At 74.9% G+C, this 14663-nt stretch carries 8 protein-coding genes; 6 read left to right on the top strand and 2 right to left on the bottom strand.

Going from position 1 to position 14663, the window contains the following annotated elements; all coding sequences use genetic code 11:
- Positions 1–64 precede the first annotated feature (64 nt).
- The gene (locus IO30_RS0108565) at positions 65–2824 is read right to left on the bottom strand and encodes a penicillin acylase family protein (RefSeq protein WP_031140904.1); all 2760 of its coding nucleotides are present in this window, start codon (positions 2822–2824) and stop codon (positions 65–67) included.
- A gap of 204 nt (positions 2825–3028) precedes the next feature.
- Here IO30_RS0108565 and IO30_RS0108570 point away from each other — a divergent pair, with 204 nt between their 5' ends.
- Complete coding sequence (locus IO30_RS0108570; RefSeq protein ID WP_051859147.1) at positions 3029–3334, top strand: DUF2087 domain-containing protein; 306 nt, start codon at positions 3029–3031, stop codon at positions 3332–3334.
- Here the strand turns inward: IO30_RS0108570 and IO30_RS0108575 are convergent.
- Positions 3307–4086: a metallophosphoesterase gene (locus IO30_RS0108575; protein WP_031140909.1), complete on the bottom strand. Its 780-nt coding sequence runs from the start codon at positions 4084–4086 to the stop codon at positions 3307–3309. The two genes, IO30_RS0108570 and IO30_RS0108575, sit on opposite strands and share 28 nt — an antisense overlap.
- 139 nt (positions 4087–4225) lie before the next feature.
- Here IO30_RS0108575 and IO30_RS0108580 point away from each other — a divergent pair, with 139 nt between their 5' ends.
- The 5 genes from IO30_RS0108580 to IO30_RS0108600 are packed head-to-tail and all read left to right on the top strand — an operon-like array spanning position 4226 to position 14649.
- Positions 4226–7852: a DUF4132 domain-containing protein gene (locus IO30_RS0108580; protein WP_031140910.1), complete on the top strand. Its 3627-nt coding sequence runs from the start codon at positions 4226–4228 to the stop codon at positions 7850–7852.
- Positions 7849–8943, top strand: coding sequence for an ATP-binding protein (locus IO30_RS0108585; protein WP_031140912.1), 1095 nt, complete (start codon positions 7849–7851; stop codon positions 8941–8943). Before IO30_RS0108580 ends, IO30_RS0108585 begins: the two co-directional genes overlap by 4 nt.
- Positions 8943–11300, top strand: coding sequence for a DUF5682 family protein (locus IO30_RS0108590; RefSeq protein WP_031140914.1), 2358 nt, complete (start codon positions 8943–8945; stop codon positions 11298–11300). Before IO30_RS0108585 ends, IO30_RS0108590 begins: the two co-directional genes overlap by 1 nt.
- Positions 11297–12520, top strand: coding sequence for a VWA domain-containing protein (locus IO30_RS0108595; protein WP_078904613.1), 1224 nt, complete (start codon positions 11297–11299; stop codon positions 12518–12520). The genes IO30_RS0108590 and IO30_RS0108595 overlap by 4 nt, the downstream gene beginning before the upstream one ends.
- Positions 12517–14649 carry a hypothetical protein gene (locus IO30_RS0108600; RefSeq protein ID WP_031140917.1) on the top strand — a complete coding sequence of 711 codons (2133 nt, stop codon included), beginning with the start codon at positions 12517–12519 and terminating at the stop codon, positions 14647–14649. The genes IO30_RS0108595 and IO30_RS0108600 overlap by 4 nt, the downstream gene beginning before the upstream one ends.
- The last annotated feature ends 14 nt before the right edge of the window (positions 14650–14663 follow it).

Genomic DNA, 14663 nt, shown 5'->3' on the forward strand with positions numbered 1-14663 from the left:
GCTGCGCAAAGGCCCGCCGGTCCCGGAGGTTTCCGGGACCGGCGGGCCCCCGCGCGTGCACGCCTCAGCGGTGGGACGGGAACTCCACCACCTGCTGGTAGGTGGGCCGGTTCTGCCAGTTGATCTGCGGGTGGGCCAGTCCGCCGACCGGCCGCTGCACGACCGAGTCGGCGCACCACTGGTTGCCCGCCGCGCAGGTCCCGTCCGCGGGGTAGACGGCGGCGGGGGTGGCCGCCGCGGCCTGCTTCAGGGTCACCGTCATCGCCTCGCGGCAGGCGATGAGCGCTCCGCCCCCGCAGAACACCTGGGGCGGCGGGTCGGCGACCGGGCGTCCGAGCACCATGCGCAGGTCCTCGTCGACGTAGCTCCACCAGCCGTACTGAAAGGCGGACCCGGCGTGCGAACCGGTGGGCCCATGACCCGCGTTGGGAGCCTCGTCGACGCTCAGTGAGGCGCGCAGGGCGTCGTAGAGCGGGACGCCGAGGCCCGGTCGGAAGGCGGCCTCGACGAGCAGCGGCCACCAGGCGTCCATGATCCTGACGGCGTCGGCGTGCGCGTACGTCTTCGAGCCCCGGGCGGTCTCCTTGCGCTGGGCGCCGCCCGCCAGCCAGGCGGCGAGCTTGTCGGCCGCCGCCGTCACCGCGGGATCGGTGCCGGGACCGCTGCGGAGCACGTCGAGCAGCTCGGGGAGCAGGTTCTCGGCCCGCAGGTCGGTGACCGCCGCTTCGGCCATGGCCCGGGTGAGCCCGGCCCGGGTCACCCCGCTCGCCGCGACCAGCTGCTTGACCCGGCGGTCGAGGAGGTCGCCGCGGTGGACGGCGCCCATGCCGAAGCCGGCCGCGCTGTAGTCCTTGGCCTGCTTGTTGTTCCAGCTGACGTAGTAGTCCTGGCCGACGGACTGCGGGTGCTCGGCGGTTGGGGTGTACGCGGCGGTGTTCGCGGCGGGGTCGAAGCCCTGCCACTCGTACGGCTGGCGGGCGTGCACGGGCAGGGCCGCGTCGACACCGGCGGGGCGGACCGGGTTGAGCCCGCTGTTGTAGTAGGCGGCCTCCCGCGAGTCGGCGTAGAACCAGTTGAAGGCGTAGCCGATGTGCTCGGCGGCCTGCTGGAAGCTGCGGGCGTCCTTGACGTGGGACGGGTCGTTCAGCATCTGGAAGCCGATGATCGAGTCGGCCTCGTGGCGGTAGGTGGAGCGCAGCGAGGTGTAGGCGACGGGCTTGCCCGCGACCCTGGCGCGGTGGGTGACGACGCCGTAGTGGGTGCGCAGGACCTGCATCCGGTAGGAGCCGGCCGGGGTGGCGTCGGCGACCGACGGCTTCCAGGCGTTGGTGCGCTCCAGCTTCTCCATCGGCGTGCAGGTGCCGCGGTAGAGGTAGGAGGCGCTGGCCTTGGTGGGCGTGGCGCCGCCGGGCTCGCACAGTTCGACGGCGAAGGTGTCGGTGATGTCCTGGCCGGCGGAGGTGGCGCTCCAGGCGTAGTCCTGGCCGCGGCCGAGCTGGACGTACATGCTGACGCCCGCGAAGGAGGCCCCGCGGGCGCTGATGCCCGGTCCCTGCAGCTCCTGGAGCATGAGCAGCTGAGGTGCGAGGTAGCCGGTCTGCGGGCCGAAGACGGCTACGGGGTGGCCGCTCGCGGTGTGCGCGCCGGAGACGAGCAGGGCGTTGGACATGCTCTGCTTGACCGGCTTCGGGGGGTCGGCCGCGGCGGGTGCGGTGGCGGCCCCCGTACGGTCGTGGACGAGCTGCTCGGCGGTGACCGAGCCGGCGTCGGGCAGGGCCGTGCCCTGCGGGTCCGCGGGCTTCTGGGCGTACGGGAAGCTGGTGCCGTCGTGGACGGTGAGGACGGCCTCGGGGTCGTTGCGCTGGCGGAAGGACTCCCAGACCCGGGTGCCCTCCTCGACCCCGTACCGCTGCTGCGCGGCGAGCAGGGACAGCGCGGCCTGCACCTCGCCGCCTCCGCCGCCGCCGAAGAGGCCGCCGACGACGGAGGCCAGTGCGATCAGGTCGGTGAGCTTGAAGGGCTGGATCTCACCGGCGTTGGTGATCGAGTTGATGTGCCCGGTGAGCACGTACTCGCCGGGGAAGTAGCGGCCGTTCTTGGACTGGGTGCGGTAGGTGTTGATGCCGTCGATGTAGGCCTGCGCGTCCTCCATGGCCAGGCGTCCGCGCTCGCCGCCGGTGGTGCGGATCCGGTCCACCTGGGCCTGGAGGTCGGCCTCGGTGTACGGGGCCTGCGGCCAGAACTGCTGCTCCAGGCCCTGGTTGGCGAGGGCGCCGCCCGCGAAGGGGGTCAGGTCGCCGCGGCCGACGTGCCGGAAGAGGTCCATCTGCCAGAGCCGGTCCTGGGCGGCGGCGTAGCCCGCGCCGAAGGAGGTGCCGTAGCGGGTGGTGCCCTTGATGTGGGGGACACCGGTCTTCTTGTCACGGGTGATGGTGACGTCGGGGCGGGGGCTGGTGGTGGACTCGACCTGGTCGGCGGGGACTCCGAACGAGGCCGTGTTGAAGAAGTCGTTGATCTTGGCGTCGGTGAGACCGGGGTAGCCGGCCACGAGGGAGTCGTAGCGGGCCAGTTGGTCGGAGGCGTGGGCGGGCATGGTGCCGAACGCCTTGTGCGCCAGGATCTGGGCGAGGGTGGCGTTGCCGTTCTGGCCGGGCGGCAGGATGTCCGAGCACTGTCCGCCGCAGTGGTCGGCCACGGGCAGCGGTACGGGGTCGGCCGCGCCGAGGGCGGCGGCCGAGGGGGACAGGGGTGACAGCAGGGCGGCGCCGAGGGCGACCAGCCCGGCGGCGACGGCTGTTCTCAGGCGAGCGGTGGGGCGTCGCATGCGTGCTCCTCCGTGGGGGGCAGGAACCGGTCACGGGGAGGGTACTGGCGGGAACTACCACTCAGTAAGATGAACGACCGTCACTTTTCCGGCGGGGGTGCGGGGTGGGTGCGGGTGCGGTTCTCCGACCGGCTGGACCGGCCGGACCGGTGCGCCGGGGAAATTGCGTTGCCCGGGCCGCGGCGCCGGGAGAGGCTTCCCGACATGTCACAGAGCACCGTGCAGTCCCCCACCGCAATTCCCGCTACGCAGCGGGACGTCGCCGACCTCTTCTCCGGCGGCCGCCTCAAGGCGATCCCGCGCAGGGCCGCCCGGCGCGAGCAGTTGCTCGTCCACCTCGCGCAGACCCTCTTCGCGACGGACCGCGACTACACCGAGCCCGAGGTGAACGACGCGCTGCGCACGGTGCACGAGGACTGCTCCGCCCTGCGGCGCTATCTGATCACCTCGGGCCTGTTGACCCGCACCCGCGACGGCAGCAGCTACCGGCGGGCCGTCACCACCCGGTAGTGGGTCGTCAGCCGCCCCTCCTCCCCCAGCACGTGGAAGGCGACGGCGGGCGGCTCGTCCAGGTGCACGTGGTGGTCGGGCCCCTCCTGGGCCTCCCACGGGAGCCGTAGCGTGGAGACCACCCCCGGCGCCACGAGCAGCGGCCGCCCCGCGAAGGTGGTGGCCGCGGCGGTGTGGGCGTGCCCGCACAGGAACGCCGTCAGGTGCGGGTGCCGCTGCGCCAGCTCCGCGAGCCGTTCCTCCCCGAACATCCTGATCTCGTCGACGTAGGGCGTGTGCAGCGGTACGGGCGGGTGGTGGAAGCCGACCAGGACCGGGGTCCGGTGCGGGGTGCCGGCCAGGACCTCCTCCAGCCAGGCCAGCGTGGAGTCGGCGAGGAGGCCCTGGTGTTCACCGGGGACCGAGGAGTCGCAGACCGCGAGGACGAAGCCCTCGCCGCGCAGCACCTGGTCGACGGGCTCCGCCGACGGTGCGCCCGAGGGGTCCGGTTCCTCCCCCAGCAGGACCCGGCGGAAGGCCGCGCGTTCGTCGTGGTTGCCGGGGCAGAGGACCAGCGGGTGCCGCGAGACCAGCAGTTCGCGCGCCTCCTCGTACTCTGCGGCCTTGCCGTTGTCGGCTATGTCCCCGCTCACCAGGACTGCGTCCAGGTCGTACGGCAGGGCGTCCAGGTACTCCATCACGGCGCGGGTGCGGTCGGCTGCCCGCCCGTCGCCGTCGAGGTGGACATCGCTGAGGTGGGCGATCACGATCACGGTGCGGCCTCTCTCCGGGAATGTGTACGCCCCATTCAACAGGGCCCGGCCGGCCCGCTCCCCGACACCCGGCGACCCGTTGTCAGAGCCGCCGTCTACCCTTCGGACAACTGATCGCACGGGGACAAGGGGAGGCAGCGTGCAGCGCTGGGAGTACGTCGGCGAGAGCTCTGCGAAGTTCTGGGAGGCGCAGGCCGAGGGCGCCTCGGTCACCCTGCGCTTCGGCCGCTCCGGTGCCGCCGGCCGCACGCAGGTCAAGGAGTTCGCCTCCCCGGCCGAAGCCACGTCCTACCTGGTCAAGGCCATAGCGGAGAAGGAGCGCAAGGGGTACGGGAAGACCGGCGAGCAGGCCGCCCCCGCGCGTGCGGCCGAGGCTGCCGAGACGGCCGGGGTCACGGCAGCCTCCGGCGCCGCTGCCCCCGAACTGCCCGACGAGGACTCCTTCACCCTGCCCGCGGCCTGGAAGCGGAATCTGTACCCGCGGCGCGGGGGTGTGCCGCGCACCGTGCCCGCGGCCTCCGAGGACGCCCCGCAGGAGATGGACCGCCTGCTGCGCAACCACCGCGACACCGTCGAGCGCGTCCTGACGTCCCGTCGGAGCGAGCCGTCCCTGGTCGAAGCGGCCCGGGCGCACCAGGGCGGCAGCCCCGACACGGTCGGCGCCGCGGTCCTCGCGACCCTGCTCACGTCCCGGCAGGGCGGACCCGAGCTGATCGCCGACGCCTGGACCGTTGCCTTCGGGCTGCCCTTCGCCGCCTGCGCCGCGGTCGAACTCCTGGAGGTCCAGGGCTCCTGGCACTCCCACGGCAGCAAGAACACCCTCGAGGCCGTGGCCGTCTGCCCCGAGAACCCGATGTACGCGCACCGCAACCACCTCAAGGTCACCCTGGACCGGATCCGCGCCCTGCTGTCCGCAGCCGACCAGGTGACGTACGAGGCCGCGGTGACCGCCCTCGGCCGGCACCGCACCAGCCCGCGCCGACGGGTCAGCGTGTCCTTCCTCGTCCCTGCCGAGCAGGACTGGGTCGACGACTGCTGCGCCGATCCGGGAACGCGCGAGCACCCCCACTACCTCGTACGGGAGATGCTCGTCTGCTCGCTCGGCAGGCCGGAGCAGGTCAAGGCGTACGGCGGCCGGGCCGAGATCGGCTGGCCCGGCTGGTCGGCGGCCGTCATCGCGACCGTGGCCGAGGGCGTGGGCGCAGCGATGGCTCCGCTGCTGAACGGCGAGCTGGACGGGGCCTACGTCGGCACCGACGAGGTCAGGACGCTGGCGGGCGCACTGGCCGAACTGCCCACCGACGAGGCCTTCGGCCTGCTCCTGAAGCGGTCCGGCAACAAGCACGTGCGGCCGCCGCTCGTCACGGCCTCCCGCCGATTCCCGGTCCGCTCCCTGCGCATGCTGGCACGTGCCTCGCAAGGGACCGACAATGCCGCCTCGCTGGCGCGGCAGCTCCTGAACACCCATGTCGCCGCCCACCGGGACCTCGCCCTCGCCGTGCTGCCCACCCTGCCCGAGGACGTCGCCCCGGTCGTGGCCCCGCTCGCCCACCGGGAAGGGACCGTCGCGGAGGCGTCCCCGGACGCGCTGCCGGAACTGCTGACCAGCCCGCCGTGGACGCGTAAGCGCCGCGCCGTGTCCCCGCCGCGCGTGGTCGAGGGGCTCACCGCACCGGCCGTGGGGAAGGTGGAATGGCGGCCGGGCGAGCGGGAGGCCTGGGCCGCCACCGACTCGTGGGTCGCCCAATGGGAGCCCTACCGCCACCCGCTGGAGCACTTCCTCAACGGGCTGCGCAACGGAGTCCGGCTCCCGGCGTGGGACGCGCTGGGCGCGCTCACCCACGGCCCCGCCGCACTGGTGCGCCCGGTCCTCCTCCACTGGCAGGGCACCGAGCACCTCTACGACGGGCCGAGGAGCTTCAAACCCCTCGTCGCCGCCCACGGACTGGCGGCCCTGCCGGTCTGCCTGCGCATGGTGGACCGCAATCCCACGACCATGGCCCAGGTCCTGCTGCCCTTCCTCGACGCCCGGGTGGCCCGGGTGATGGCCGACTGCCTCGTACGGCTGAAGACGGCGGGCCAGACCGCCCGGACCTGGTTCGCCCGGCACGGCGCCGAAGCAGCCGGGCTGCTCGTCCCCGACGCACTCGGCACGCCCGGGGAAGTACGTACGGCCGCCGAGCGGGCGCTGACCCTGATCGCGGCGAACCACGGACCGGACACGGTCCGCCAGGCCGCCTCTGAGTACGGGACGGAGGCGGCCGAGGCCATCGAGGTGCTGCTCTCCTGCGACCCCCTGGAGACGGCGCTGCCCGCCCGCCTGCCCAAGGTGGCCGACTGGGCGGTCCCGCACGCCCTGCCGCAGATCAGGCTGGTGGCCGGCGGCGCCGCGCTCCCCGCCTCCGCGGCCGCGCACGTCATCACGATGCTGGCGCTCTCCAAGCCGGGCGCGGCCTACCCGGGGCTCGCCTTCGTCCGGGAGCTGTGCACGAAGGAGTCCCTGGCCGCCTTCGTCCAGGCCCTGTTCGGGGAGTGGCAGCTCGCGGGCATGCCCCCGAAGGAGGCGTGGACGCTGCACGCGCTCGGCTGGTTCGGCGACGACGACACCGTGCGGTCCCTGACCCCGGTGATCCGCTCCTGGCCCGGGGAGGGCGCACACCAGCGGGCCGTCGAAGGGCTCGACGTCCTGGCGTCCATCGGCACCGACGTGGCCCTGATGCACCTGCACGGGATCTCCCAGCGGGTGAAGTTCAAGGCGCTCAAGCTCCGCGCCCAGGAGAAGATCACCGAAGTCGCGGCCGAACTCGGCCTGAGCGGCGAGCAGTTGTCCGACCGGCTGGTCCCGGACCTCGGTCTCGACGCCGACGGGAGCACCGTCGTCGATTACGGCACGCGCAGCTTCACCGTCGGCTTCGACGAACGGCTGGCCCCGTACGTGCGCGATGCGACGGGCCGCGCACTGAAGGACCTGCCCAAGCCGGGTGCACGCGACGACGCCGAGCTGGCCCCGGCCGAGCGCAAGCGCTTCATGGCGCTGAAGAAGGACGTCAGGACGATCGCCTCGGACCAGGTGCGGCGCCTGGAGTCCGCGATGGTCGAGGGGCGCACGTGGACGGGCGAGGAGTTCCGCCGGCTGTTCGTCGAGCACCCGCTCGTCTGGCACCTGGTGCGGCGCCTCGTGTGGCTGGCGGCCGACGCGGACGGCGCCGTGACGGCCTTCCGGGTGGCCGAGGACCGTACGTACGCCGACGCCGAGGACGAGGCGGTCACCGTCCCGGACGCGGCGACCGTCAGCCTGGCGCACCCCCTGCACCTATCGGAGGCCGAACTGGCCTCGTGGTCCGGGCTGTTCGCCGACTACGAGATCCTCCAGCCCTTCCCCCAGCTGGGCCGGCCGGTGTTCGCGGTCACCGAGGAGGAGGCGGGCGGGGCCCGGCTCACCCGCTTCGAGGGCGTCAAGGTGCCGGTCGGCAAGCTCCTCGGGATGCAGAAGCGCGGCTGGGAACGCGGGGAGCCGCAGGACGCCGGTGTGGAACGCTGGTTCTCCCGCCGGCTGGGTCCGCAGTGCCACCTGGTGATCGCGCTCGACGAGGGCATCGCGGTGGGCATGGTCCAGGAATTCCCCGACCAGACGCTGGAGACGATCTGGCTGGACCGGCAGCCCTGCGACCACTGGCCCTCCCGGACCTACCCGCTGAAGTTCGCCGACCTGGACCCGGTCATCGTCTCCGAGGTGCTCGCCGACCTGACGGAGCTGACCTCATGAGCGCGCCCGGGGAACTGCTCCAGCGGCCGCCCGCCGAGGTGCGCTACGCCGAGGAGCTCGCCGCGCTGCGCGCCCAGGACGCCGACCACCGGCCGCCGGGCTGGCAGCTGAGCCTGCGGGCGGCCCTCCGCTTCGTCGTCGGGGACGAGGCGGCCGGCATCAGCCGCAAGTTCGTCGGCGACACGGCCCTGGTCGAACGGGCGCTGGTGACGCTGGCGACCAACCGGGGCCTGATGCTCGTCGGCGAACCCGGCACGGCCAAGTCCCTGCTGTCCGAGCTGATCTCGGCGGCCGTCAGCGGCGAGTCCACCCTGGTCGTCCAGGGCGGGGCGGCCACCACCGAGGACCAGATCAAGTACTCCTGGAACTACGCCCTGCTCGTCGCCGAGGGGCCCTCGCAGCGCTCCCTGGTGCCCGCGCCGATGCTCACGGGCATGCGCGAGGGCCGCCTCGTGCGGTTCGAGGAGATCACCCGCTGCCCGCTGGAGGTACAGGACTCGCTGCTGTCCCTGCTCTCCGAACGGGTGGTGTCCATACCCGAGCTGGAGGGACCCGAGGGCATGGCCTTCGCCCGCCAGGGGTTCAATGTGATCGCGACGGCCAACACCCGCGACCGCGGGGTCAACGAGATGAGCGCCGCCCTCAAGCGGCGGTTCAACTACGAGACCGTCTTCCCGATCGCCGACCCGGACACCGAGACCGCCCTGGTCGAGGCCGAGGCCACGGCCCTGCTGCGCCGCTCGGGCGTGCCCGCGGCGCCGGACCGCGACGTCCTGGAGGTCCTGGTGACCACCTTCCGCGAACTGCGTTCCGGGGTCGCCCACGACGGCGCGGGCATGGACCGCCTCACCTCGGTGATGAGCACCGCCGAGGCCGTGTCGGTCGCGCACGCGGTCGGCGTACGGGGCTGGTTCCTGCGCGGCGAGCCCGGCAACGCCGCCGACGTGGTCACCTGCCTGGCCGGCACTGCGGCCAAGGACAGCCCGGAGGACCTGGCCCGGCTGCGCCGCTACCTCGAACAGCGCGTGGCCGGGCGGGGCGGCGCCCAGTGGAAGGCCCTGCACGCCGCCCGTCACCTGCTGGCGGGCTGATGGTGGTCACCTTCCTGGGCGTGCGCCACCACTCCCCCGCCTGTGCCCGGCTGGTGGCGCGCACGATCTCCGAACTGCGGCCCGCCCACGTGCTGATCGAGGGCCCGGCGGACCTGGGCGGCAGACTGGACGAGCTGCTGCTGGGCCACGAGCTGCCGGTCGCGGTGTTCAGCCACTACCGGGACGAGGAGCGGTCCGCCACGTCCTGGGCCCCGTTCTGCGACTACTCGCCCGAGTGGGTCGCGCTCACCGCCGGGCGGGCGGCGGGGGCGCAGGTCCACTTCATCGACCTGCCCGCCTGGCACCCGGCCTTCGACGGGCGCACCAACCGGTACGCCGACGCCGAGGCCCGGTACGAGCAGGCCACCGCCCTGCTGTGCCGCCGCTTCGAGGTGGACTCGGTGGACGCCCTGTGGGACCGCCTCTTCGAGGCCGGGCCGCAGGACGGCGGGGCCGCGGCGGACGGGCCGGCCGAGCGGCTCGCGGCGTACTTCGACGTCGTGCGCGGGGACACGGAGGCGGACGAGGGCGACCGGGCCCGCGAGGCGTACATGGCCTCCTGGGTACGGGCCGCGGTGGCCGCGGCCGGGCAGCGGCCCGTCCTCGTCGTGACGGGCGGCTTCCACCGGCCCGCCCTGCGGGCCCTCGTGGAGGCCGGCGGGCCCGTCCCGGACGGCTGGCCGGAGGTACCCCCTCCGCCGCCCGGCGCGGTGGGCGGCAGCTTCCTCGTCCCCTACTCCTTCCGGCAGCTCGACGCCTTCTGCGGCTACCAGTCCGGGATGCCCTCGCCCGCGTACTACCAGCAGCTGTGGGAGGAAGGAGCACGCGCGGCGGGCGAGGGCCTGGTGCGCGCCGTGACGGGGCGGCTGCGCGAGCGCGGCCATCCGGTCTCCACGGCCGCCCTGGTCGCCGCCCGGAGCACCGCGCTCGGCCTGGCCGCCCTGCGCGGCCACCCCGAGCCGACCCGGCTCGACCTGCTGGACGGGCTGGCCGGGGCACTGGTCACCGACGCGCTCGACGAGCCTCTGCCGTGGACCCGGCGCGGCCCGCTCGGCCCCGGGGCGCACCCCGCCGTCGTGGAGATGGTGGCGGCCTGTGGCGGCGACCGCGTCGGCCGGCTGCACCCCGACACCCCCGCGCCGCCGCTCGTGCACGACGTCGAGGCCGCACTGGCCGGGCTGGGCCTGGACTCCGGGCGCCCCGTCACCCTGCGCCTGACCGATCCGGCGGACCTGGGACGCAGTCAGGTGCTGCACCGGCTGCGGGTGCTGGGCGTGCCCGGCTTCGAGCGGGTCTTGGGACCCGCCGACGGCAGCGACCCGGTCTTCACCGAGCGCTGGGAACCCCGTTCGGGGACGCCCCGCGAGGCCGCGCTGATCGAGGCGGGCGGCTTCGGAGCGACCCTCGCCGAGGCGGCGGCCGTCGCGCTCGGCGACCGGGCGCGGGCTGCGGGGGCCGCGCCCGGGGCGCTTGCGGGGGTGCTGTTCGATGCCGTCGTGTGCGGGGCCGCGGACCTCTCGGGCCGGCTGGTGGCCGAGCTCGGCGCGGGCCTCGGCCGGGCGAGCACGCTGGGGCCGCTGGGCGAGGCGCTGAGCACGGCGCTGGGCCTGTGGCGGCACGACAGGGTGTACTGCGTGGCGCGCGATCCGCTGCTCGCGGCCGTGGTCGACAGCGCGGTGACCCGCGTGCTGTGGCTCGCCGAGGGGGCGGGCGGCGCGGGCGGGCCCGATGCCGGGCGGCTGCAGGCGCTGGCCGCCGTACGGGATGCGCTGCTGCACGCCGAGGGACTGCTGTCGGTGTCCCGCGAGACGGCGGCCGGGATCTGCGGGCGGATCAGCGCGGACCGGTCGGCCCCGGCCTCCCTGCGGGGCGCGGCGTTCGGCCTGTGCCGCGTCCTGTCGGAGGCGGCCCCCGCGCCCGCGGGCGCATCCGGCAGCGCGGGGGCCGCGGCCCGGGCGGTGGCGGGTCCGCAGGAGCTCGGGGACTGGCTGGCGGGCCTGTTCGCCCTCGCCCGTGCGGAACTGACCGGTGGCGGTGGCCCCGAGCCGCTGATCGACGTGCTGGACGAGCTGCTCGCCGCCATGACCGAGACGGACTTCCTGGTGGGCCTGCCCTCGCTGCGTCAGGCGTTCGCGTACTTCCCGCCCCGCGAGCGCGAGCAGATCGCCGCCCGCCTGATCGAACGGCGCGGTCTGCGCGGCTCGGCCCGGTCCCTGCTGCGGACCACCGCCGACCCGCTGCTGATCGCCCGCGCCCGAGCCCTGGAGGACCACGTGGGGCGCACGCTCGACCGTTACGGCCTGGGGGCGCCCCCTCGGCACGGCGCGGTCCCGACGACGACCGGAGGCCCGGCATGAACGGAGCCGGAACCACACCACCCGGGTCCTCCCCCGGGTCCACGCCCGGATCCGCCCCCGTCCCCGCTCCCTCTCCCGTCCCCGTCCCCGCCCCGGATCCCACGCTGGAGCGGTGGCGGCTCGTCCTCGGTACCCCCGCCGAGCGGTGCACCGGCCCGCTCTCCGCCCAGGCCGCGGCCCGCGACGCCGCCCTGGACTGGCTCTACGGCCGCGACGCCGAACAGGCCCGGCGCGGAGTGCGGCCCGGGGCGCACGCGCGTCCCGGCGGAGACGGGCCCTCCGCGGTCACCACCGTCGACTGGCTCGACGACGTCCACCGCCTCTTCCCCAAGGAGACCGTCGAGCGGCTGGAGCGGGACGCCGTGGAGCTGTACGAGATCCACGAGATCGTCACCGACCCGGCGGTGCTGGAACGCGTGGAGCCCAACGCCACCTTGCTGCGCGCCGTACTGCGGACCAAGCACCTGATGAACCCCGAGGTCCTGCGGCTGGCGCGGCGGATCGTGGAGGCGGTGGTGCGCCGTCTCCTCGCACAGCTGACCCCCGAGGTCCGGCGTTCCTTCACCGGCAGCCGCTCCCGGCGCCCGAGCCGCCTGCCGCTGGCCCGCGACTTCGACTTCCGCGGTACCGTCCGCGCCAACCTGGCCCACTACCAGCCCGCCGAGCGGCGCGTCCTCATCGAGAGGCCGCGCTTCCACTCGCGCACCCGCGCGCATCTGGAGCAGTGGCAGCTGATCCTGCTGGTGGACCAGTCCGGCTCCATGGCCGGTTCGGTCATCCACTCCGCGGTGACGGCGGCCTGCCTGTGGGGGCTGCCGGGCCTGAAGACCCATCTGGTCTGCTTCGACACCGACGTGGTGGACCTGAGCGGCGAGGTCACCGACCCGGTGGAGGTGCTGATGCGCGTCCAGCTCGGCGGCGGCACCGACATCGCCAGGGCCGTCGACTACGGGGCCTCCCTCGTGGAGAACCCGCGCCGCTCCGTCGTCGTTCTGATCACCGACTTCTACGAGGGCGGCGACCCCTACCGTCTGGTGCGCGGCGTACGGGCGCTCGTCGAGCAGGGCAGCACCGTGCTCGGCCTCGCCGCGCTCGACGAGGAGGCGGATCCGGCGTACGACCGCCAGGTCGCCCAGCGGCTGGCCGACGCCGGCGCGCACGTCGGGGCGATGACCCCGGGCGAGCTGGCCGCGTTCGTGGCCGAGCGGCTGGGCCGATGACGGCCCGCGCCGACCTGCTCGCCCTGGACACCGGCACCCTCGCCGAGCTGGCCAACCGCGGCCTCGTCAAACGTGCCGCGAAGGAGCTCGACGCGGGCGCCGGGGCGGTGGTCTCCACGGACGGGGACGGCGCCCTCCAGGGCCGTTTCCCCGACGGCACCCTGGCCTGCCTGCCGCCGGGTGCGGGCCTCGGGCAGGGCTCCTGCACCTGCGGGGCGCCCGGAATCTGCCGCCACCTGATCGGCCTGGTGCTCGCCCACCAGCGGGCGGCCGGGGCGCATGCGGCAGGGGAAGAGGGCGAGGCACGGGGACCGGCAGGGACCGCGATACGAGCCGGGGACGCAGACGCAGATGCAGATGCCGCCCGGGCCGGAGCCGGGGCCGGAGCCGGAGCCCGGGTCGGAGCCGGACCTCTGGGCTGGTCCCCCGGCGACCTCGACGACGAGCTGCTGTCCGCCGCCGTGGGTGCGCGGGCGCTCACCGCGGCGCGGCGGGTGCTGGCGCGCGGCTACACCGCGCGGCTGCACCGGCCGAGCGCGGCGGACCCCGTCGCCCGGGCCGAACTCCCCACCTGCACCGTACGGTTCCCGGTCCCGGCACCGGACGGGGTCGCCCACGCGGTCACCGACGCCGCCGCCGACCGCCGCGGGGAGATGATCGCGTTGGCCGTCTGGGCGTTCCGCGCGGCCGCCGGGGCGGATTGCGCGGACCCACCCACCCAGGTCGACGTGGGAGGTCCCGCCGCCCGGTCCCGTACCGGCGGCCCCGAACTGGCCACGGCGGCCGCACTCCTGGACGACCTGCTGCTGGACGGCGCCGCACACGCCGGACCGGTGCTGGCCACGGCCCTGCGCCGGGTCCGGGACGAACTGGCCGGCCGGGCCCTGCACTGGCCGGCCGACACCCTCACCGAGCTGATCGAACAGCTCGACGACCACGCGGCCCGCGGGGCCCGCTACCGCACCGAGCGGCACGCCCTGCTGATCACCGAGTTCCATGCCCGGGTCCGCGCCGCCGCCGCGGCGGCCGGGGCCGACGGCGCACCGCGCGGCCCGCTCTCCGTGTCCCAGGTGCTGGGCTCCGGCGAACGGGGCGACACCGCGCTGCGCCGGGTGCGGCTGACCGCGCTCGGCTGCCGGATCGGCGGCACCCCGCAGGAGCGGACCGCCGAGGTGTTCCTCGCACACGGCGCGGCCGGCACCGCCCTGGTGCTGCGGCGGCGCTGGGAGCTCGCGGAGGGCCAGGAACCGACGGGTCCGGAACTGGCGGCCCGGCGGCTGGCGGGAACCACCCTGGGGGCGGTGGCCCGGGGCAATCTGGTGAGCGACAGTGCGTCCCGTACGCCCGCCCGGTCCGTCCGCATCGCCGGTACCCGCCTGGCGTCGACCGGCGTGACTCCGGTCGGTTCCGCATGGACGGAGCTGCCGGAGCCTCTGCTGCTGCGGGACTTCGCCGCGCACGCGCGGGCGCTGGAGCAGCTTCCGCCGTTCCTGGTGCGGCCCCGGATCGAGGCCGACTCCGTGCACGTGGTGGAGGTGCACGGGGTGGCGGAGATCGGCTACGACCCGGCCCAGCAGCGGCTGGAGGCGAGGGTCCGCGATGCGCGGGGCGCATGGGCGACGGTGTCCGCGGCGTACAACCCGTACAGTCCGGGCGCGCTGGACGTGCTCGCCGAGGCGCTGGCCGGAGGGAGCGGCGAGGTCCGCTACCTGAGCGCCTTCGTCCGCGGCACGGGCCACGGCCTCTGCCTCGACCCGATCGCCGTCATGACGGACGGCGGCGTGAGCGTGCCGGACCTCGCGGCGCCGCCCGTCGGCGGCTCCCGGGTCGTGTCGGCCGTGGGTACGGGCCCCCGCGATCCGCTGGCCGGGGCGTTGGAGGCCGCGCTCGCGGCTCTCGCGGAGGCGGCCGGCCGGGGTCTGCGCCACCTGCCGGAGGGTGCCCGGGCCGAGCTGGAGGAAGCCGCGGCCGCGCTGGCCCGGACGGGCCTGGCCACCGCCGCCGCACGGGTCCGCGCCTTCCTCGCCGCCCACCGGCAGGCGGGCCCGCGGGCAGCCGTCGGCCCGTGGCTGGAGGCGCAGGTGCAGCTGCTGACCGCGCTCGAACTGCGCGGACGTCAGCCCCGGTAGGCCGCCAGGGGCGC

Source organism: Streptomyces xanthophaeus (assembly GCF_000725805.1).
Classification (GTDB): domain Bacteria; phylum Actinomycetota; class Actinomycetes; order Streptomycetales; family Streptomycetaceae; genus Streptomyces; species Streptomyces xanthophaeus.

What these genes read in the sequence shown, in the direction of transcription:
- IO30_RS0108565 (WP_031140904.1), bottom strand. Translation starts at nt 2,824, where the DNA reads ATGCGACGCCCCACCGCTCGCCTGAGAACAGCCGTCGCCGCCGGGCTG.
- IO30_RS0108570 (WP_051859147.1), top strand. Translation starts at nt 3,029, where the DNA reads ATGTCACAGAGCACCGTGCAGTCCCCCACCGCAATTCCCGCTACGCAG.
- IO30_RS0108585 (WP_031140912.1), top strand. Translation starts at nt 7,849, where the DNA reads ATGAGCGCGCCCGGGGAACTGCTCCAGCGGCCGCCCGCCGAGGTGCGC.
- IO30_RS0108590 (WP_031140914.1), top strand. Translation starts at nt 8,943, where the DNA reads ATGGTGGTCACCTTCCTGGGCGTGCGCCACCACTCCCCCGCCTGTGCC.
- IO30_RS0108595 (WP_078904613.1), top strand. Translation starts at nt 11,297, where the DNA reads ATGAACGGAGCCGGAACCACACCACCCGGGTCCTCCCCCGGGTCCACG.
- IO30_RS0108600 (WP_031140917.1), top strand. Translation starts at nt 12,517, where the DNA reads ATGACGGCCCGCGCCGACCTGCTCGCCCTGGACACCGGCACCCTCGCC.